Consider the following 18031-nt stretch of genomic DNA (forward strand, 5'->3'; position numbering starts at 1 on the left):
GCCATGATGACCAGCCAGACGACAGTGGCCACGTCGATGCCGACCCCCGGGCCTGACGAGGGGCAACGCCGGCTCCGGGGCCTCACCCGTGCGATGGCCCGGCTGGCGGGGTGGCGCCCCCTGCTCGGCAGCACGTCCGTCTTCGTCGCGTTCGCAGCCGTCTTCTTCGCGTCCTCCGCGCCGTTCGCCATCCCCCGCGTCGAAGCCGCCTGCGGTCAGGCACCTCCCGATGTGCGGTTCACCTCGAGCGCGGCGGACATCATCGGCTTCCTCGATGCCTGCGGAGCCGTCGGTCGTGAGGCATACCGCCACCTCCAGGTGGCGGACCTGTTCTACCCGGCGGTGTTCGGGCTGTTCATGGCGACGTCCCTGGCCTTCGTCGTCTCGCGGCTCGCGCCCGCGCGCCCGGGGCTTCTCGTCGTGGCTGCCGTGCCGCTCCTCGGTGGCGCCTTCGACTACGTCGAGAACGTCTGCGCGTGGCTGGCCATGACGGCCTATCCGGACGCGGCGGTGACGAACTCGCTCTTCGGGCTGGCCTCTGCCGCCAAGAACCTGACGTTCTGGACGGCGGGGGTCGTACTGCTCGTGGCCTTGGGAATGCTGGGCATCGCCCGCCTCCGCCGCAGACGCACACACGCCGCACCCCGCACGGAGGCGCCGACGCAGGCTCGACAGGGGGAGGCCACGAATGGCTGATACCGAGGGGTCGGCACCCACCGAGCCCGCCGGGCAGGAAGCCGGGACCCCTGCGCTGGCAGGCGGCCTGTCCAACGTCCTGTTCGACATCTGGCTGGTGTCCCGGGCCGCGACCGCCCTGATCGACGACGCGATCGCGCCCTCGGGACTCGACGCGGACGAGTTCGCGATCTACTCGGTGCTGGCCTCGGCGCAAGGTCTGACGCCGACCGAGCTGGCTCGCTGGATGGCAGCACCCCCGACCACCGTGTCGAGCTACATCAAACGGTTCGAACGCCGTGGCCACGTACGCAAAGCTGCCCATCCTGACGACCGCCGCTCCTACCGCGTGCACCTGACGGCGGCAGGTGCGGCGGCCCATCAGGTCGCGGGCGAGCGGTTCCTGCCGAGGCTGCACGAGGTCTCGCGCCTCCTCGGACGGGGAGAGCCGGACACGCGACGTCGGTTGCAGACCCTTCACGAAGCTCTCGCCACCCTGAACGAGGAGCAGCGAACGACCCGCTGATGCCCCCGGCCTTCTCAGCGGCCCGGGATTGGCGCTTCGGCGCCGGAAATACCGTGTGGGCGCGCAACACCCAGCGGGGGCCACGTCGGACCTGCGTCGGCCGAGATGGTGGGCGCGCTCGTCGAAGAGGGCCCAACGGCTCTGGTCCTCCGAGTGGGCGTGGGCGACGATCGCAGGCATGTTGATCGCTGAGGATCTCCTGCTCCTGCTCACCGATGACGACACGGGAAGGCTCGTCGCGTCCGGGACGACGGTGGACATCGCGCTCGGGGGCGCCCTGCTGGTGGAGCTCGCGCTCGCCCACCGCGTCGAGGTGGACGACTCCGACGGCGGCAACCGTCATGGCCGCATCGTCGTACGCGACCACTCCCCCATCGGCGACGACGTCCTGGACGAGGCACTGGCCACGGTCACGCGCAAGGAGGGCAAGAAGACCCAGTCCGTCGTGAGCGCGTTGGCCAAGGGCACGCGTGCCCGGCTGTACGGGCGCCTGGTGGCCGCGGGTGTGCTGCGAGCAGAGAACGGGCGCGTGCTCGGCATCATCCCTGCCCGTCGGTGGCCCTCCCAGGACGTCGGCCACGAGACAGGGGTCCATGGCGAGCTCGTCGCGGCCCTACGAAGAGGGGCGACGACCGACGCTCGAACCGGTGCGCTGATCGCGTTGCTGTCCGCGCTGAGGGCGGTCCACACGGTGGTGAACCCAGTCGAGCTGGGGCTCTCCAAGCGGGAGCTGAAGGACCGCGCGAGCCGGATCGCCGAGGGCGACTGGGCGGCCGACGCCGTCCGGTCCGCCATCGACAGCCTGATGGCGGCCATCATCGCGGCGAGCGCGTCTGCTGCCGTGGCCGCCGGAAGTAGCTCCTGACGCGGATCGGGCAGAACATGGCCGGGGACGGATGCCGATGTCCACCGACGACCATGAGCGGGTCGTGGCCGACTCGTCCAACGCTGCCGGAGTTCTCTCCAGGGGTTCGTCTGGATATCCGGCGAGCCAGTGGTCCAAGAGGTAGCGCCTTCGGTTTCGCTGTTTGGCAGCCGCTCACTGTCGACGGCCAGAACTGGAAGCCACGCGCGTCACCGTGGTCGGCATGAGGGGCTTGTCATGACAGAGGTATTCGACACCCGCCGCAGAACGATCCTCCACGCCACCAGTGGAGCGGGTGCCCTCGTCTTCGCTCTGCTCTTGGCCGCTTGTGGCCAGGGAACGAACCTGACGAGCCCCACCCGCGACGGCAGCAGCGTCACCGCCGCGTCGTCCACCGTCGTCCGCAGCCCGTTCGCCGGGGACAAGGCGTGGGTCGCGTACCAGACCGACCGAGCCGGCGGGAGTGTGTGGCTGGTCCACCCGGACGGCAGCGGAGACCACCGACTCGAGACCGGACAGTTCCCTCGAGTACCTGCTCCCCGACTGGTCGCCCGACGGCTCACGTCTGGTCTACGCCACCCGGGGCAGTGCGGGCGAGCCTCTGTACGAGTATGACCTGGGCACGCGTAAGACCCGACAGCTCTTCGAGTGCTCGTCGCCGTGCCTGGGCGATGACGAACCCTCCAACTCGCCCGACGGGACCGTCGCCTTCATCAGAGCCATCGGTCCGCTCGAGGGTGATGGTCCCCACGACTGCGGCATCTGGCTCGGTGACCCGGCTAGCGGCCGTGCCCACCGGTTGACCAGCAACATCAAGCCTCCCTGCGACCGCGAGTACGGGTCTGCTGCACGGACGGGTGGAACGCCATGCTGTGTCGAGCCGCGAAGCGGAATGGCTTCACCTGCGCCGACATCTACCACGCGATCAACGGCTCGAACGGCACCAAGCCGTCAGCGGACATGCTCGGCAATGACTACACCCACCCCTCGCAGAAGGGCAACGACACCATCGCGGGAGTCCTCACGCATATCGGCTTCGATCCCCTGAGGTGAAACCCGTCCGGGCGACGAGAGACCCGGAAAGGGTCCCGGAGAGGCTTGGGCGGTGTCGCCACGGGTGATACTCCCGACCGATGAGAGCATCGGTGCATGTCCCTTCTGACCTGCTCCCTGTGCGGGGACGAGCAGGACCCTTCCGGCCCCGGCGTGTCCTCGCGCCGAAAAGCGTCCGGCGATTGGGCGCATTCGTGGACGCCGTTCATCGAGGACCTCCGCGGCACGCCTTCGCGTTTGGTGCATCCACGGTGCTTCGCCGACGAACGTGGCTTCGATGTCCTCATCGGCGTCATCACTGAGCACGATCAGCGCATCCGACTCGACCTGGCCCAGCACCGGTAGGCATTCTCACCGAAGACATCAGACGCGTGATCCCACGAACAGGAAGGCCTGCATGGACGTCGAGTGGACGATCGCAGAACCAGCGGCCCGACGGACGCGGCCGGTGTCGACGCGGTCCGGCCACAGCGCCTACGCCAAGCAGCTGGACCGCATGTTGCGTGGCGGGTTCGGCTACACGGAGGTCTCGAGGGCCGACCGGGCCTACCCGGCGCTGACGCTGTCGATCCAGGAAGGCCTCGCGGTCGTTCACCGCTTCGACGAGGTCGACACATGTTTCCTTCTCTGCGGCGCCGGGCAGGTCCCCGCCCATGAAACGCGCGACTTCCAGATCCGCGATGACCAGGTGATGTTCACCGGTGAGTGCATCACGACTTCTGCTCACGGCATCGAGGTCCTCAACGCCTTCGCGCAGGGTGCCGACGCCGAGCTTCTGGGCGCGTGGAGGCGGCTCTGAGCGGTAGACCTTCCTGCCCGTGGCAGTGCCGCAGCTCGCGGCGGGAAGGACGCAGCGCGCGCGCCCACCGCCGACCCCGGGCGCATCGTGGAGTTCGTCGACGCGTGCAGCGCCGCAAACCCGTCCGCCGGCCGGTGGCCGCCGTCCGCCGTCTAGCTTGCGTCGGCCGGTCAGTATCGGCCCGTGTCGACGAGTCGCCCGACGGAGCGGCGGTGCAGGACGGTCTTCACGGAATGCGGGGCGCGGTGAGAAGCGGTCGATCGGACGCCGCAGGTCTTGGCGCAAACCTGGCGCGTAGCGGGCGCTCGACGAATCTGAAGCTCAGCTCGGCCAGAACGACGAATACGGCGACCCAGACGACGTCACCGACCACCGAGTGTCCGAACAGGCTGAGCATCGCGATCCTCGCAAGGACGTTCCAGAGATAGATCGAGTACGACCGCTCGCCGAGCCACCGCATCGGAGCGCTGGACAGGAGCGATGCAACCGCCGAGCCGGGCCGCGCCAGGACGCCGGTCAGAAGCACCAGAGTCAGCCCGGTCCCAGCGACGATCACCAGCGAGGTTCGATACGTGTCGTCGCGATATGCCAGGACCGGCAGGAGAGCCAGCCCCACCATGGCAAAGGGCGCAAGATGCCCCACCGCTCCGGACAGCCAGCCGTTGTGAACGACAATGGCGAGCAACGCGCCGGCCAGGATCGGCAGGGCATTCGTGTCGGTACCGAAATACTCGTGCTGGTCGAAACGGATCTCCTGACCCAGGCCAAGGACGAGGTCCAGCGCCAGGATGATTCCGATGAGCGAAACGGTGAGCGCCGCGAACAGCCGACGACTGCGGCGGTAGCCCCAGAGCAGCGCGAACGGCCACAGGAGGTAGAACTGCTCTTCGACGGACAGCGTCCACGTGTAGTTGAAGTAGTCCTGAGTGGCGAAGGGGTGTCCAGCCCAGTCGAAGAGGCTCGTCGTATACGTTGCAGCCGCCCCAGCGGGTGCAAGAACCTGCCCGACACTCAAATCATGTCGACCTACCAACAGCACCACGATGGTCGCCGCCACGACGGTCGCCAGTGCCGGACAGAGACGCGCCACGCGTCGGCGATAGAACGCTCGGACGTCGATGGTTCCCGTTTGGAGTTCGCGGACCAACAGGCTCGTGATGAGGTAGCCCGACAGGCAGAAGAACACGGTGACGCCGACGAAACCGTCGATCAACGGCCTGGTGGGAGCGTGCTGACCCAGGACCAGGAGAATCGCCGCACCACGGATCCCGTCGAGTGCAGGGCGGTTGCCAAGGGCGCTCACGAGTCACTCCGGGACGGCAGGGGGCGTCGGTCGCTCCAAGGCGATCGGACCGGCCGCGCGAGCAGGATCTGGACACGATGCGTGCCAGTCACGCGCACTCCCGAGGCAGCGCACGGGCCAGCACAGACGGCCCGAGCAGTGCGGGGCGGCTTCGGCAGGCGACGACGGCTGGCCTCGGGACCGAGGCCTTCTCGTGTCCGATGCGTCCCGTTCGCAACAGGGTGCCCTCCTTCGAACATCGCTCCGCGCCCGCTGCCGCGCAGCGTGATCCACGTCGATGTAACGAGTACGACGTGATCGCGCAGCGGGTTCACGGCGACGAGCAGGCGTCGCTGCTGAACGGCAGGCCTCTTCCCTCATCGCGCCGACGAGGGTGCACTGCGCGCGGGCTCAGCCGGGCGGACGGGCTCGAAGGGGTGGGCGCCGCTGCCGGCGCGTCGGCGTGCGGCACAGTGAAGGTTGCGGCGGACCGGGTGGGCCGGTGCCGTCAGAGGGAGAGCCCGGGAGGAGGCGAGGCAGGTGCGCGAGGACGCGAGCGTGATGCACGTCGACGCGGACTGCTTCTTCGCCTCGGTGGAGACCCGGCACAAGCCGTCCCTGGCGCGCACCCCGGTTCTGGTCGGTGGGACCGGGCCGCGAGGAGTGGTCGCGACCGCGAGCTACGAGGCACGGGCCTTCGGGTGCCGCTCGGCGATGCCGATGTCACAGGCACGGGTCCTGTGCCCCGCCGCGACCGTGCTCGCGCCCCGGTTTCCCGCATACGCCGCACACAGCCTCCTCATCATGGACACGCTGCGGCAGCTGTCGCCGCTGGTGCAGCCGGTCAGCCTCGACGAGGCGTTCGTCGACCTGGCCGCGGGCCCGTTCGCCGCCGACCCGGTCACCGCCGCCGACCTGGCGCGCCGGCTCATCTACAACCGCTCGGGGCTGGTGGTCTCCGTCGGGCTGGGACGCTCGAAGCTCATCGCGAAACTGGCCTCCGACGCGGACAAGCCACACGGGTTCACCGTCGTGTCCGGCCCGGACGAGGACCAGTTCCTCATGCCGAAGCCGGTGGGCGCCTTGTGGGGTGTCGGCCCGGCCACGGAGGCGACCCTTCGCACGCTGGGTATCCGCACGGTCGCCGACCTGCGCACGGCAGGGCGGGAGGACCTGGTCCGCGTCCTCGGCGACGCGGCGGGGTGGAACCTGTACCGGCTCGCGCGCGGGGATGACCCGCGTCCGGTCGTCGTGGAGCGCGAGGCCAAGAGTGTCGGTGCGGAACGGACCTTCGCCCAGGACCTGCTCCGGTGGGAGCTGCCGGGCGCGCTCGAGGACGTCCTGGCGCGGGCGCTGCGCCGGCTCGGGCGCCACGGCGGTGGTGCACGCACGGTCACGGTCAAGGTGCGCCTGTCCGACTTCACCACGCTGACCCGCTCGGTCACGCTGGCCCACCCGACGGCGGAGGCTGACCAGCTCCGGGACGCGGTCACCGCGGCACTCACCGCGGCAAATCCGGTCGAGCCGGTCCGCCTGCTCGGGGTGTCCTTGTCCGGGCTGACCCACTGGGCCCAGCTGCGTCTGCCGGAGGACGAGGCCGGCGGCGCTGTCGTCGATGGCCGCAACGCCTTGGACGTCCTCACGGAGGCGCCTGCCGCCGTCGCGGAGTCGGACGCTCCGGTCCCGACCGTGGACGAGAACCACGCCCCCGACGGCGCGACCCTCGAGGGCACCGTGCCCCGGCTCCCCGTGGACGAGGAGCCGGACGACGCTGATGAGGAACGGCTGCCGGCACCGCTGACCCTGCACACCGTCGCGGTCGGGCTGGACGTCTCGCACCCAGAGCACGGTGCCGGCTGGGTGGTGCGGGCCGAGGACGGCGTGGTCACCGTCCGGTTCGAAGGCCCGGACACCCCGCCAGGACCGGAGCGCAGGTTCGACATCCGTCGCGAGCTGCTGATGCGGGTGGGCCCTCCGGAGCCGTGCCCTCCGCCGCGCCTGACCTCCCTGGCGAACCTAGGTGAGGTCGAGGAGCTCACCGCGATGCTGCTGCCGATCGAGGCGACTCCCCCGGCCCCGTGACTGGCGCGGCCCAGCCACGCCGGTCAGTTCCCACGACGCGGGTGCTCCGCATCTGCCGGGCCTTCGGCGTCTTGGAGGACCCGAACGCACCCGGTGTCATGCGGTGGGGAAGCAGGACCGGGTCCCCGGGCCGCGTCGCACGCAGCGAGGGAGTTCCCCGATCCTCAGACGGGCGGGAAACCGGTGGTGCACCTTTGACAGTGAGCGGCCCAATCAGGGTCTGGCCGCAGGACACCGGGAGGGCACCATGTCGGAAACCTGGACCTTCAGCGAGTGGTCGGTCGTGGATGCGGACCCCGCGACGTTCGTCGACGCGTTCCGCAACTTCGCGGACGCGGCGACGAACTCGGGCGGCGCGCACGAGGGCATGATTCTTCAAGACGTGGAGAACCCGGCCCATTTTGTTGTGGTGCGGCGGTGGGACGGCCCTGGCGACGTGGCCCGCTGGGCCGACGAGCAGGGCGCCCACGCCGAGCAGCTGATGTCGCTGGCACCAGAAGGGGGCAGGGCGGCGATCATGACCAAGGTTGCGGAACTGTTGGTCCCGCCCGCGGGCGCGGCGGATGGCGAAGTCTGAAACGCTTCTGCTCGGCACCTGTGGGAGCCTCGGAACCCTGGCAGGTGCGTTGGCCATAAAGATGAGGCGAGCTGGTGAGCGGCGAACCTGGCCATTCGGCCAGGTTCGGGCCGAGTACGAGATCGTCACTGTCGATGGCGACATCGAGGTCTACTGACCTCTTTCGTTGCCAGAGGCGAAAACGTTGCGCCCGTGCGGTCGCCGGAAGCGCTGACACCTGCTTGCGGCGATGCCAACCTGAAAGGTGCAACCGAATCCGCGACAGCAGTCACGTGGGAGGTCACGATGTCAGGTCTCGTGCGCAAGAGCCTCGACTCACCCGAGGAGACGCGCCCCTTCGAAGGGCACACAGGCCAGTTGCAGGTGGTGAACACGCAAGAAGGGGTCGTCGGGCGGGCGACGTTCCTTCCGGGCTGGAGATGGTCCGAGCACGTCAAATCGATCGCCGGCACGGACAGTTGCCAAGCGGCCCACCAGGGCTACTTCGTTTCCGGCCGGATGAAGGTCGTCATGGACGACGGCGAAGAGATGGACTACGGCCCTGGCGACTTCGCGGCCATGGCGCCGGGCCACGACGCCTGGGTCCTGGGGGACGAGCCTTGCGTCTTCATCGATTGGCAGGGTTTCGCCGATTACGCGAAGCGCTGAGGCGTCGGTCCGGCGGGCCGCCGTCTCGAGAGGGCAGCGAGGCGAGCGGTCCGGCTCGGCGCCGCCGCATGCCCGGATAAGGGCCCGAGCAGGCGTGAAGCCCCATCCGATCACGCCGCTGCACGGGGTCTGTCAGTCGACGATGTGAGGCAGGTGCAGGACCTCGCGGACGCCTCATGGTGCCAGCGGTGTTTACCGGCCCCGCTGACGACCACGCGTCACGGCCGAACCGGAAGCACGCTTCCCCTCATGGCTCCTCTCTGTGTCAAGACGCTTCGACGAGGGCGGTTCTAGGCTGGCCGTTGGCGGGTCCGGGAAGTGGCTTGTCCGAAGAGCCGGCGGTGAGTTGTGAGCCGGTCGCGCAGGAGTCAGAGCCGCGACTCAGTTGCCCTCCCGGACCCGTCCCGGCAGCCGTGCTGAGGTCCTCGAGCATGGTCGCGAAGACGAGGTCGGACAGGCGGCGTTTGAGGCATCGCATGGCCTCCATCGACGACTTGCCGGTGGCCTTCTTCCGGTCGAAGTAGGTGCGGCCCTCGGTCGGGTTGCGCAGCTGGACCGTGGCCATGATGTGCAGCACCCGGTTGATCTGACGGTTCCCACGACGAGAGAGCCGGTGCCGCACCACGTCACCGGAGGAGGCATCGATCGGCGCGGTGCCGGTCCAGGAAGCGAAGTGGTTGCGGTCCGGGAACCGGGTGATGTCGCCGACCTCGACCAGCAGCATCGCCGCACCAGTGGGCCCGATGCCGTACAGCTCCGTCAGGGTCGTGCCGGTCTCTTTCAGCGCCGCGGTGAGGTCCTTGTCGGCGGCCTTGGAGCGTGCGTAGATCTTCTCCAGGTCGGCGACCAGCTCCATCGCGAGGTGTTTGCGAGCCTTGCCGGCGGCGTCGCGCGGGCGCACCGGGGCCAGCAGCTTGCGGGCCTGCCGGGCCGACAGGTACAGCTTGGCGCCACCCGGGATCAGCTCCAGCAGAAGGCGATGCAGCTGGCTGATCTTGCGGGTGTGCTCCTCACCGAGCATGCGGCGCCGGTCGACCAGGACGCGCAGCAGCTCGACCTGCGCGTCGTTGACGATCGGGGCGCAGCCCGGACACGCGGACCCCGACCAGCGCGATGGAGTGCGCATCGGTGTCGTCGGTCTTGCGGCCGTTGCCCGAGGTCAGCAGCCGTACCCGGTGGGACAGCTTGGCCGGCACGTCCACCACCTGCTCGCCTTCGGCGATGAGCCGGGTCGCGACATGACGTCCGATCCCGGCGCAGCCCTCAATCGCCCAAACTCGGTCGGTGAACCGGCCTACGAAGGCCAGCATCGCCTCGAACCCGCCCGCATCGGTGCCGAAGCGGGACTTGTCCAAGACGGTCTCGTCGGCAGCCATCACCTCGATCGTGACCGACCGCTTGTGCGGGTCCATCCCGATCACCACAGCCTCCTGGACTGTGGTCCCGCCAGCCCTGCTCATCAGCGTTCCTCCCTTGCCCACGACGGATGTCGGACACCGGGAGGGCACCGCTACTTCAGGCAGCGCATTCCTCTCTTGAGCCTCTCCCGGCCCTAGCGATGCCCGAGGCTGCGCAAACCAAATGAGAGCCTCAACGCGGACGCCGGGCAGCCGATGTGCGAGCGACAACCCCGGGCACCTGAGCCCCAGCCCGGCCAGGCCAGAACCTGACCCCATTCTCTAAGTAGCCGATGAGCGGGCGCACGTGCGTAGGGTCCGGAACATGGACATCCCCAAACTGACGCACGTGCGAGTAAACGTCCGGCACCTCGCGGCATCCATCGACTGGTACGAGCATTTGCTGGGAGTGACCGCCCGGGGCCACTGGCCCCCGCAGGATCCGACATACGTCCACTTCAACGTCGGCCCGGCCCAGTTCGCGCTCGGCCAGTACGAACCCGCCCCGGCAACGGGAGCCCGGTTCAACTTCGAGGTGGACGACGTTGATGTGTGGTGGCAAAGGGTGGGTCAGGACGTCGATGTCCTCGAACCCTTGATGAACACGCCGTACGGCACGCGCAAGTTCACGATCCGCGACCCCGACGGCAACGAGTTGGGGTTTGTCCAGGCGTAGAAAGACGCACGCATCTGCCGCAAGTCGCGCTAAATCGTGTGCACCTCGACGAGCCGCCAGTGCTTCGGATTGGCAGCCACGAGGAGCTCACCCAGAGCGCGTCGGAAGAGCAGGTGGTGGAAGGAGGACAGGCCGTCGCCGAAGGACTCCGGGCAGGCGAGGAAATCGGCCTCGGAGGTGAGCGCGGCGGCACGAATCGGGGCCTCGCCGGCACTGATCGGGAGCCACTTCCAGCGACCGCACACCTCGCAGGTCGCTCCCGTCTGCCTGGCAACGAACTGCGCGTGGCGAGAACGTACCGCCGTCTCGAGGTCCTGCGGCCGGTACCAAGGTTCAGCAGTCCGAACCGGGACGAGCTGCTGCGCGCCCGTAGCCCCGATCCGAGGCTTCATGACCTCGCGGAGCGCCACGCTGAACCCGGCCCTGATCTCAGCGGCGGTCCGCGCAGATACGCACACGACGTCGAACAGCCAGTTCGGCATCCAGACGTCAGCCTTCGGGAAGTTGTGGCCCTGCATCACCAATGAGCCCACTTGCTCGGCACGAGGCGTGCCGCAGCCTCGGCACCAACCATGCTCTCCATACAGGGGCCCCAGTCCGTACGAGTCCTCGGGCCAGGGCCACCCTGGAGTGAATCGGGATGACAGTGCCACCCAATCGTGGGTCTGCGGCTTCACCGCATCAGTATGGAGATAGACCCACGAGAACGCCCTCATCTGCGGCTCGGAGGACCGCCGGTGGGCCTCGAGTGACTGCCGGGTCGCCGTCGCATCGCGTGACTTCCAGGCCGGGCTCAGCGTCGTTCTAGATGGATGGCAAGCGAGGCAGGACGACAAAGGTGTAGCACGCACCCAACGCCACGAGCACGAGGCCCGCGATCCACGCCGCGAACCATCTTCGTTGCACGCTCCTAACTGCGACTACTTCATCCCAGATGGCAACGGATGTGACGGCCCCGACAAGGAACATCAACGGCAGCAGGTACAGCGGCGAAAGCAGAACCGATGCCACGACGAGCAGCTTCTGCCCGAAAGAGAGGCTCGAGTGAGGCGCCGACCGAGGCATGTTGTCCTGACTTTGATCTGCTTACACCGTATCCACACGTACCGGACAACCATTCTGTCGCGGATATGCGGAACCTGGGCGCTTCAGGACGTCCGACTTTGCCGCTCTCCGCGTCAGCCATGGTCGGGCCGGGAACGCCTGTCAGGCGGCGGGTTTGGACGCGGTACTTCCTGGTCACCGTCTGTGGATCGTGAACCGGAACTGGGAGGGCCGGAGCGTTCCGTACGGGGTGCGGGTGGCCACGTGCCAGGTGTGCTCGCCCGGTTGGCCGGTCAGTGGGACCGGCTCGTCCAGGGCGGCGCTCCGACTGTCTCCGGTGGCGTCGGTCAGACCGAAGCCGACGGCGAAGGGGTGCTCGGTGCCGAACAGCACCGCCGGGACGCGTTCGTGGTCCACGATCGAGGTGGAGATCTCCGCCAGGTCCGGGTAAACGGAGGCCGCGTTGGCCAGCAGGGGCCGCGCCTCCACGACGGCCCGGCCTTCCATCACCGGTACGAACGAGCCTGCCCTCCACGTAGCTCCCCCGGCCGAGCAGTACCGGAAGTAGGCGATCCACTCCTGGGCGGAGGTCGGGTCGAAGTTGGGCCCGGAACCGACGAACGCGGGCTGTTCCCCCCGCGCCTGCATCTCCTGCAGCTCGACGGCGCCGAGCAGGACGCCGTCGGGGTCTCGCCAGGTCGCCCCGTTCTGACCGTCGAGGACGACCCACCGCCCCAGGTCATCGAGCCACGCCTCGGTGACCGCGTGGCCGGTGCCCATCCCGGTGTAGTAGTCCTCCCGGAACAACCCCAGGTGCCGGGCCGGGATACCGATCGCGTTGAGCGCCTGGGTCAGCACGATGGTGTACTCCCGACAGGCGAACCGTTCCCCGGCCTCGACTCGGTCCAAGACCGCGTTGGCGTCCCGCCCGGGAACGTGGTTGGCGCTGGTGTGTCGCCAGCTTCCGGTCACCCACGCCAGCAGCGCCAGCGCCGCCTTCTGCGCCGCGCCTGCCGGGGCTGGTACCCGGTCGGCCAGTGCGGCCTCGCCCGCGGCATCGAGCCGGTCCAGTCCGAGCGGACGGATCGGGTTGGTGCTCGGCCACTCGGTCACCTCGACCGGTGGTGGCGGCTTGTTGGCCTCCATCCGGACCAGCAGCTCGGACCAGTCCGGCTCGGTCGCGAAGCTGTCCGCGAACAGCTCGGCGTGGGCGTGCACGTCGTGGAAGCCCGCGTCGATGACCGAGACGAACAGCTCTCGAGCATCAGCCCGGCCCTCGTGGAAAGCCGCCACCGCGCAGGCCGGCCCCCAGATCGAGGTCCAGTACTCCGTGTCCCGCTCCAGCTGGGTCTGCAGCGCCAACAGGTCCGCCCACCGATGCGACCGCATCCGGTCGACGGCCCGTGACCGCAACTCGGCACCGACCTGCGACGGTTCACCCACGTCATCCCCCTGTCCACCCTCAGCCGAGCGACAACCTACCGGGGCCTCGACCCGGAGAACCGCGCACACGCGGCCACGTCGGCACATGCCGTTGATCGATCGAGTAGATGTCATGCAGGTCGTCAACACCCCGGTGGCCCGACGCCGAGCCGCCTGACACCATCACTCCCGTGACTGAAGCACCGCCAGCCGGGATAGCCGAGTGCATTTTCTGCGCCATTGCGGCGAAGAAGGCAGAAGCCAGCGTGGTCTACGAAGACGAGACCGTCGTCGCGTTCCTGGATCTGAACCCAGTCACACCGGGGCACCTTCTCGTCGTGCCACGCGAACATGCAGTCGGCCTGGCAGACGTCGATGCAGCAACCGGCGCTCACGTGTGGTCTGTCGGTCACCAGCTGGCGCGAGCACTGCGGCGCTCGAGCCTGCGCTGCGATGGGATCAACGCGCTCCTCGCCGACGGCGAAGTCGCAGGCCAGGAAGTGTTCCACTTCCACTTGCACGTGATTCCACGCTACGCGGGAGACGGCTTTTCGATGACTGCTGACTGGAAGCAGCGAGAACGTGCCTTGCTCGACGACGATGCGGAAGAGATCAAGGAAGCTCTTGCGCTTGGACTGGGTCGCGGCTGAACGTCCGGAACTGCCGCTCAGAGCGTGCGGGCGGCGATGTGAAGCCTGGCGCAAGGACTGGCAGTTTCCACGCCACGAGGCCGGCCCTACGCCTCTGGACGGGCTCAGGGCCACCCGAGCCCCAGGCGAGCACGGGTCCGGCCGGGAAGCGGGCGTACGTTCGGCCAAGGTCACTCGCCGTCTCGAGCACTTCGAGCGAGGCCACATCCTGTCTTGCCGCCGAGCGGTCATTCCGAGACCAGCAGCGACGGGCGCGGGCGAAAGCGAACCAGTCGGACAACCGGGATACGTGGCGTCGGCGAGGTCCCCGGTCCGCTACAACGCAAACGCCCACCGGGTCAGCAGCTGATGCGCTTCTCGTAGAGGCTGCGCGGGAGCGACCTCGTGCGTGTCCGCGCTCCCGCGCCGCCGCTCGACTTGGAACGACCCGTCGGAAAGCCGGAGCGCTTGCGCGTACGTCTGACCTGACGCGTCCACGACCTTCTCGACGATGACCCACGAGCCGTCACCCTCAGCGAGGTCCTCGAGGAGCAAGAGGAGGACGTCCTCGGACGGGTCGTCATAGGTGTCGCCGTTCTCCATCACAGCTCTGAGCATGCGCGTGGGCATACCTGGAGCCTCTCGCATGCCGGCCCCGCCACCAACACCATCGCAGGAACCCCCGCCACAGGTTGCCTCAGCGCTGCGGCAACTTCCTCAACTGCCGCAGATGGTCCGACCGAGCAGTATGGCGTTGGCCGACGTCAGGACACGCCGCGTTGAGGGCCGGACGCCCGTCATGCAGGGTCGAGGGCGCAGGACCTATTGAGCGAGCCCCACCGCCAGCTGGTAAGAGGGAGTTAGTCTGCCCCTCCCCGTCGACGGCGCACCGCCGCAATGATCGCGCATGCGAGCAGGCCGGCGGTGAAGCTGAACGGCAGAGTCATCGCCCAGACGAACACCACCGCATCCGATGGCGCAGGAACGCACCCGAAGCCGAGGCCATTGCATCGTCCGTCCGCGTTGTGATCAGGCAGGAGCACGTGCAGAGCTAACATCAGCGCGAGCGGCGCAACCCAAAAGATCCCAATCGCGATCAAGTATGGCCGCGGATCCCTTCCCAGTGTCGACCAGCCGACCCTGCCGATAAACACAACCGCAGCGACGCTCAAGAGCACCAACACCATGAGCGACGAAATCATGTCCGGATCTTGGCGCAGGCAATCCTGCATCGCCCCCATAACGCGGGAAATGCAGGCAGCCGCGCCCCGAGGCCTTACGCCGCACGTCAGCGTGGGTTGTCACCAGATCTGCCGTGCCGAGCGCGGGACGTCTGCGCATCCGGCGTTGACGGCGGGAACACGTCCCTAGACTCCCCGCATGTATCGTCGCCGGCGTCTGCAACTGCCCGTCCTGGTCGTGCCCTGCATCCTGGCCATCGCCGTACTGGGCGCCTGCACGGCACCGACCGAGCGAGACATCCCCGCGGCGCCGGAAACGTCCTCGACGACTGTCGGCGTCCCTTCGTCGGATCGGAAAGCGCCGCAGGTGGACACGTCGCCCGCTGCGGTCCGAAAGGCGTGGTCGGTGGCAGTCGACCCGATCACGCAAGCCCGCAACGTCAGCTACGACACGGTGCTGACGATGACGCTGCCCGGCAGCGACGGCAGGCGCGCCAAGGTTGTCGTCTCCGACCGAGTCGACGTCGAGCACCACTTGACCGAGCAGACGGCCTACGGCGACCTGGTGGCTCAGGGCCTCACACCCAGCCACTTCCGGGCAGTGATCGTCGGCGCGGGCGGGCGGAACACCCTCGTCGCCATCGGGGCGGCCCCGTGGCGACGGGCAGCCGACCATACGGCGGCCACCCGGCTGGTGCCGATCGACCTGCCCGAACCACGCACGCTGCCCAGTGGGCTGCGTGCGCTGTCGCTCGTCTCGGTGACGACCGAGTACGGGCGACCGTGCATCAAGGGCGAGCTGATACCCGAGATCGGCCTCACCGCCCTCGGCTTCAAACGCTGGTTGCGACTCGACCCCGATCTCACCCGTCGGCTTTCGGGCAGGGTGCCGGTCACTGTGCGCCTGCACGACGACGGCAGTCTCGACCAGATCGAGGTGTCCGGCGACGGGCACACTTTGCGCTCGACCTCGGCGACCAAGGATGCGGCTCTCCTGAAGGCGGTCGTGCGCAGCAGCAGCGTGACCGACATCGGCGCCTACGACGTCGAAATGACTATCAGGGTGCCGGCGGTGGGCGCCGCGTCGCTCTGACGGCCACGCGGTGCGAACGTCCGACATGCCGCGACCGGGAGGTGCGCTCGGGCGACGTTCTGAGCCTGCTGCAACACGCGCACATGTCTTCGGCCGGCGCTAGGTTCGGCTCATCATCGACGCCGAGGGGGAGCCATTGTGGGTGCGGGCAGATGGAGGGTTGGTGGCGAGCTATTTGCGATCGCACTGGCAGCGCTGCTCTTAGCCGGCTGTTCCGGAGACGCCGACCCTGGAGCGGGCTCTCAGGGCGCATGTGCTCCACCGGCTGCGTCCGCAAGCCCGACGATGGTTCGTCCGGGCGATGTCGTGGAGATCGCCGTTGACCACTCATCCATAGATCAGTGCTCCGACGACTATGTCAACGGCACGCCGGCACCCCCAGCCCGTGAGGGCGACCGCATCTTCCGGGACGTCGAGATCATGTGGTCGCAGGACAGGACGACGTCAGTGATTGGCCTGGCCGACGCCGACACCTCGACCCGGCTCCGTGCCACGGTCACGGTGCCGGCGACGGCGCCCGCAGGTACGGCAACCCTCAGCGCAAGCTCCGCGGACAACGTCCTCCTGACGGTCTCGCCCTGACAGACAAGCGCGACCGGCGACACGACGGAATGGCGATCGGCTCACCGACGTCCGGATCGGCCGCGAGGCGCGCTGCGGGATAGCGCGCGCTCGAGCGTCGACGGGACAGGTGCTCGACGCCGCCTACAGTTCGATCCGCTGCTCCGGGGCACTGCTGTCCGAGACGAGACCAAAGCGAAGGTAGGCGTGGGCCGGTCGTGCGGGGAACGCCCGCACCTCGGATTCGATGCCAGCGAACAGGCGCCCCGCGCGTCGGGCCCCTCCGAGAGGAGTCCTCATGCCGCGGGCCAGCCCGTATATCCCTCGGCCAGATACTGGCGACCGGCCATCGAGCCGACCAGGGACTGCAGCTCCGCGAGCTGGCGTCGACCGTCGAAGTCCGTGCCGCCGGGGAGCTGATGCAGCAGCCGGGTCATCCAGTAGGAGAAGTGTTGCGCCTTCCACACCCGCGACAGGGCCCGATCGGTGTACTCCCCAAGGGCCTCGACGTCATCCTTGCGAAGCGCCCGCTCAAGGCAGTCGGCCAGGACGCGCACGTCCGCCAGGGCCAGGTTCAGCCCCTTCGCACCCGTGGGCGGGACAGTGTGGGCGGCGTCGCCGGCGAGCAACATGCTGCCGTAACGCATCGGCTCGTGGACGAAGCTCCGGAAGCGGAGCACGGCCCGGGCGGTGATCGGCCCCTCTTCGAGGACGTGGCCGTTCGCGGCGACCCGAGCCTGCAGCTCGGCCCAGATGCGGTCGTCCGACCACCGCGCCACGTCCTCGCTGGGGTCGCACTGGAAGTACATGCGCTGCATCGACTCGGTCCGCTGGCTGATCAGAGCGAACCCTCGCGCGGAGTGGCTGTACACCAGCTCGGCCGCACTCTTGGGCGCCTCGCACAGGATCCCAAACCAGGCGAACGGATACTCGTGGAAGTACTGGCGCCTGTCCGCCTCCGGCACCTGCTGCCGGCACACGCTGTGCGACCCGTCAGCGCCCACGAGGTAGCGACAACGCACCTCCTGACGCAGACCGTCAGCGTCGACGAACCGGACCACGGGCTGCTCGGTGTCAAGGTCGAGGACCTCGGTGCCGGCAACGCCGAACCGCACGTCCGCGCCGACAGCCTCGCGGGCTGTCGCGAGGTCCGTGAAGACGGAGGTCTGCGGGTAGAGCCAGACAGAAGCACCGACCAGGTCGTGGAAGTCCACCCGGTGCGAGCCGCCACCGAAGGCCAGCTCGATCCCCCGATGTTCGTCGCCGCGGGTCAGCACGTTGTCGGAGACACCCGACTCGACCAGCAGTCGCACGCTGTCGCGCTCGAGGATGCCGGCACGGACCGTGTTCTCGATCTCGACTTGTGACCGATGGTCGACCACGATGCTGTCGACGCCCGCCAGCTCGAGCAGGTGGGAGAGCATGAGGCCGGCCGGTCCAGCCCCGACGATGCAGACCTGGGTGGACGTCGCGTGTGTGGTCATCCAGCTTCCTTGTGGGACATCGGCTGCGCCGACATGG

General features: G+C 68.5%; 21 protein-coding genes. 13 read left to right on the plus strand and 8 right to left on the minus strand.

All coding sequences use genetic code 11. The features are described 5' to 3' along the window. Positions 1–3: 3 nt before the first annotated feature. From AC3A5R_RS00545 to AC3A5R_RS00570, 6 genes are all read left to right on the plus strand, one after another. Positions 4–696: a hypothetical protein gene (locus AC3A5R_RS00545; RefSeq protein WP_487618842.1), complete on the plus strand. Its 693-nt coding sequence runs from the start codon at positions 4–6 to the stop codon at positions 694–696. Then, positions 689–1201, plus strand: a complete 513-nt coding sequence (locus AC3A5R_RS00550; RefSeq protein WP_487618843.1) for a MarR family winged helix-turn-helix transcriptional regulator — start codon at positions 689–691, stop codon at positions 1199–1201. The genes AC3A5R_RS00545 and AC3A5R_RS00550 overlap by 8 nt, the downstream gene beginning before the upstream one ends. A 178-nt stretch (positions 1202–1379) precedes the next feature. Next, positions 1380–2066 carry a GOLPH3/VPS74 family protein gene (locus AC3A5R_RS00555; RefSeq protein WP_487618844.1) on the plus strand — a complete coding sequence of 229 codons (687 nt, stop codon included), beginning with the start codon at positions 1380–1382 and terminating at the stop codon, positions 2064–2066. 867 nt (positions 2067–2933) lie between these two features. Next, on the plus strand, positions 2934–3119 hold the full coding sequence (locus tag AC3A5R_RS00560) for a hypothetical protein (protein ID WP_487618845.1): 186 nt from the start codon (positions 2934–2936) through the stop codon (positions 3117–3119). A 96-nt stretch (positions 3120–3215) separates the two neighbouring features. Continuing rightward, positions 3216–3464 carry a hypothetical protein gene (locus tag AC3A5R_RS00565; protein ID WP_487618846.1) on the plus strand — a complete coding sequence of 83 codons (249 nt, stop codon included), beginning with the start codon at positions 3216–3218 and terminating at the stop codon, positions 3462–3464. 103 nt (positions 3465–3567) lie between these two features. Next, positions 3568–3918 (plus strand): hypothetical protein, encoded by a 351-nt coding sequence (locus tag AC3A5R_RS00570; RefSeq protein ID WP_487618847.1) that lies wholly within the window; start codon positions 3568–3570, stop codon positions 3916–3918. 226 nt (positions 3919–4144) lie between these two features. Here AC3A5R_RS00570 and AC3A5R_RS00575 read toward each other — a convergent pair whose 3' ends face one another. Beyond that, a complete protein-coding gene (locus AC3A5R_RS00575; protein ID WP_487618848.1) occupies positions 4145–5221 on the minus strand; it encodes an acyltransferase family protein in 1077 nt (358 codons plus the stop codon). Positions 5222–5740: 519 nt separating this feature from the next. Here AC3A5R_RS00575 and AC3A5R_RS00580 point away from each other — a divergent pair. From AC3A5R_RS00580 to AC3A5R_RS00590, 3 genes are all read left to right on the plus strand, one after another. Then, the gene (locus AC3A5R_RS00580) at positions 5741–7282 is read left to right on the plus strand and encodes a DNA polymerase IV (RefSeq protein WP_487618849.1); all 1542 of its coding nucleotides are present in this window, start codon (positions 5741–5743) and stop codon (positions 7280–7282) included. A 247-nt stretch (positions 7283–7529) separates the two neighbouring features. Further along, entirely contained in the window at positions 7530–7859 is a 330-nt protein-coding gene (locus AC3A5R_RS00585) for a hypothetical protein (RefSeq protein ID WP_487618850.1), read from the plus strand. 192 nt (positions 7860–8051) lie between these two features. Then, on the plus strand, positions 8052–8507 hold the full coding sequence (locus AC3A5R_RS00590; protein ID WP_487618851.1) for a cupin domain-containing protein: 456 nt from the start codon (positions 8052–8054) through the stop codon (positions 8505–8507). Between the two features lie 265 nt (positions 8508–8772). On the opposite strand, the gene AC3A5R_RS00595 is transcribed toward AC3A5R_RS00590, so the two are convergent. Both AC3A5R_RS00595 and AC3A5R_RS00600 read right to left on the minus strand, forming a co-directional pair. After that, entirely contained in the window at positions 8773–9528 is a 756-nt protein-coding gene (locus tag AC3A5R_RS00595; RefSeq protein ID WP_487618852.1) for a transposase, read from the minus strand. Beyond that, positions 9518–9919, minus strand: a complete 402-nt coding sequence (locus tag AC3A5R_RS00600; protein ID WP_487620092.1) for an IS110 family transposase — start codon at positions 9917–9919, stop codon at positions 9518–9520. The genes AC3A5R_RS00595 and AC3A5R_RS00600 overlap by 11 nt, the downstream gene beginning before the upstream one ends. Before the next feature lie 310 nt (positions 9920–10229). On the opposite strand from AC3A5R_RS00600, the gene AC3A5R_RS00605 reads away from it, so the two are divergent. Continuing rightward, positions 10230–10580: a VOC family protein gene (locus AC3A5R_RS00605; RefSeq protein WP_487618853.1), complete on the plus strand. Its 351-nt coding sequence runs from the start codon at positions 10230–10232 to the stop codon at positions 10578–10580. Positions 10581–10609: 29 nt separating this feature from the next. Here the strand turns inward: AC3A5R_RS00605 and AC3A5R_RS00610 are convergent, their stop codons facing one another. Together AC3A5R_RS00610 and AC3A5R_RS00615 are read right to left on the minus strand one after the other, a co-directional pair. Next, the gene (locus AC3A5R_RS00610; protein WP_487618854.1) at positions 10610–11062 is read right to left on the minus strand and encodes a hypothetical protein; all 453 of its coding nucleotides are present in this window, start codon (positions 11060–11062) and stop codon (positions 10610–10612) included. Between the two features lie 757 nt (positions 11063–11819). Beyond that, entirely contained in the window at positions 11820–12986 is a 1167-nt protein-coding gene (locus AC3A5R_RS00615) for a transglutaminase-like domain-containing protein (protein WP_487618855.1), read from the minus strand. A 251-nt stretch (positions 12987–13237) separates the two neighbouring features. Here AC3A5R_RS00615 and AC3A5R_RS00620 point away from each other — a divergent pair, with 251 nt between their 5' ends. Next, positions 13238–13696, plus strand: coding sequence for an HIT family protein (locus AC3A5R_RS00620; RefSeq protein ID WP_487618856.1), 459 nt, complete (start codon positions 13238–13240; stop codon positions 13694–13696). A gap of 315 nt (positions 13697–14011) precedes the next feature. Here the strand turns inward: AC3A5R_RS00620 and AC3A5R_RS00625 are convergent, their stop codons facing one another. After that, positions 14012–14305 carry a hypothetical protein gene (locus tag AC3A5R_RS00625; protein WP_487618857.1) on the minus strand — a complete coding sequence of 98 codons (294 nt, stop codon included), beginning with the start codon at positions 14303–14305 and terminating at the stop codon, positions 14012–14014. Between the two features lie 230 nt (positions 14306–14535). Then, positions 14536–14877: a hypothetical protein gene (locus tag AC3A5R_RS00630; protein ID WP_487618858.1), complete on the minus strand. Its 342-nt coding sequence runs from the start codon at positions 14875–14877 to the stop codon at positions 14536–14538. A gap of 178 nt (positions 14878–15055) precedes the next feature. On the opposite strand from AC3A5R_RS00630, the gene AC3A5R_RS00635 reads away from it, so the two are divergent. Both AC3A5R_RS00635 and AC3A5R_RS00640 read left to right on the plus strand, forming a co-directional pair. Beyond that, complete coding sequence (locus AC3A5R_RS00635) at positions 15056–15949, plus strand: hypothetical protein (RefSeq protein WP_487618859.1); 894 nt, start codon at positions 15056–15058, stop codon at positions 15947–15949. 306 nt (positions 15950–16255) lie between these two features. After that, a complete protein-coding gene (locus tag AC3A5R_RS00640; RefSeq protein WP_487618860.1) occupies positions 16256–16531 on the plus strand; it encodes a hypothetical protein in 276 nt (91 codons plus the stop codon). A 275-nt stretch (positions 16532–16806) separates the two neighbouring features. Here the strand turns inward: AC3A5R_RS00640 and AC3A5R_RS00645 are convergent, their stop codons facing one another. Continuing rightward, on the minus strand, positions 16807–17994 hold the full coding sequence (locus AC3A5R_RS00645) for a 4-hydroxybenzoate 3-monooxygenase (protein ID WP_487618861.1): 1188 nt from the start codon (positions 17992–17994) through the stop codon (positions 16807–16809). Positions 17995–18031 lie beyond the last annotated feature (37 nt).

The sequence above is a fragment of the Intrasporangium sp. Soil_C_50 genome (assembly GCF_057656595.1).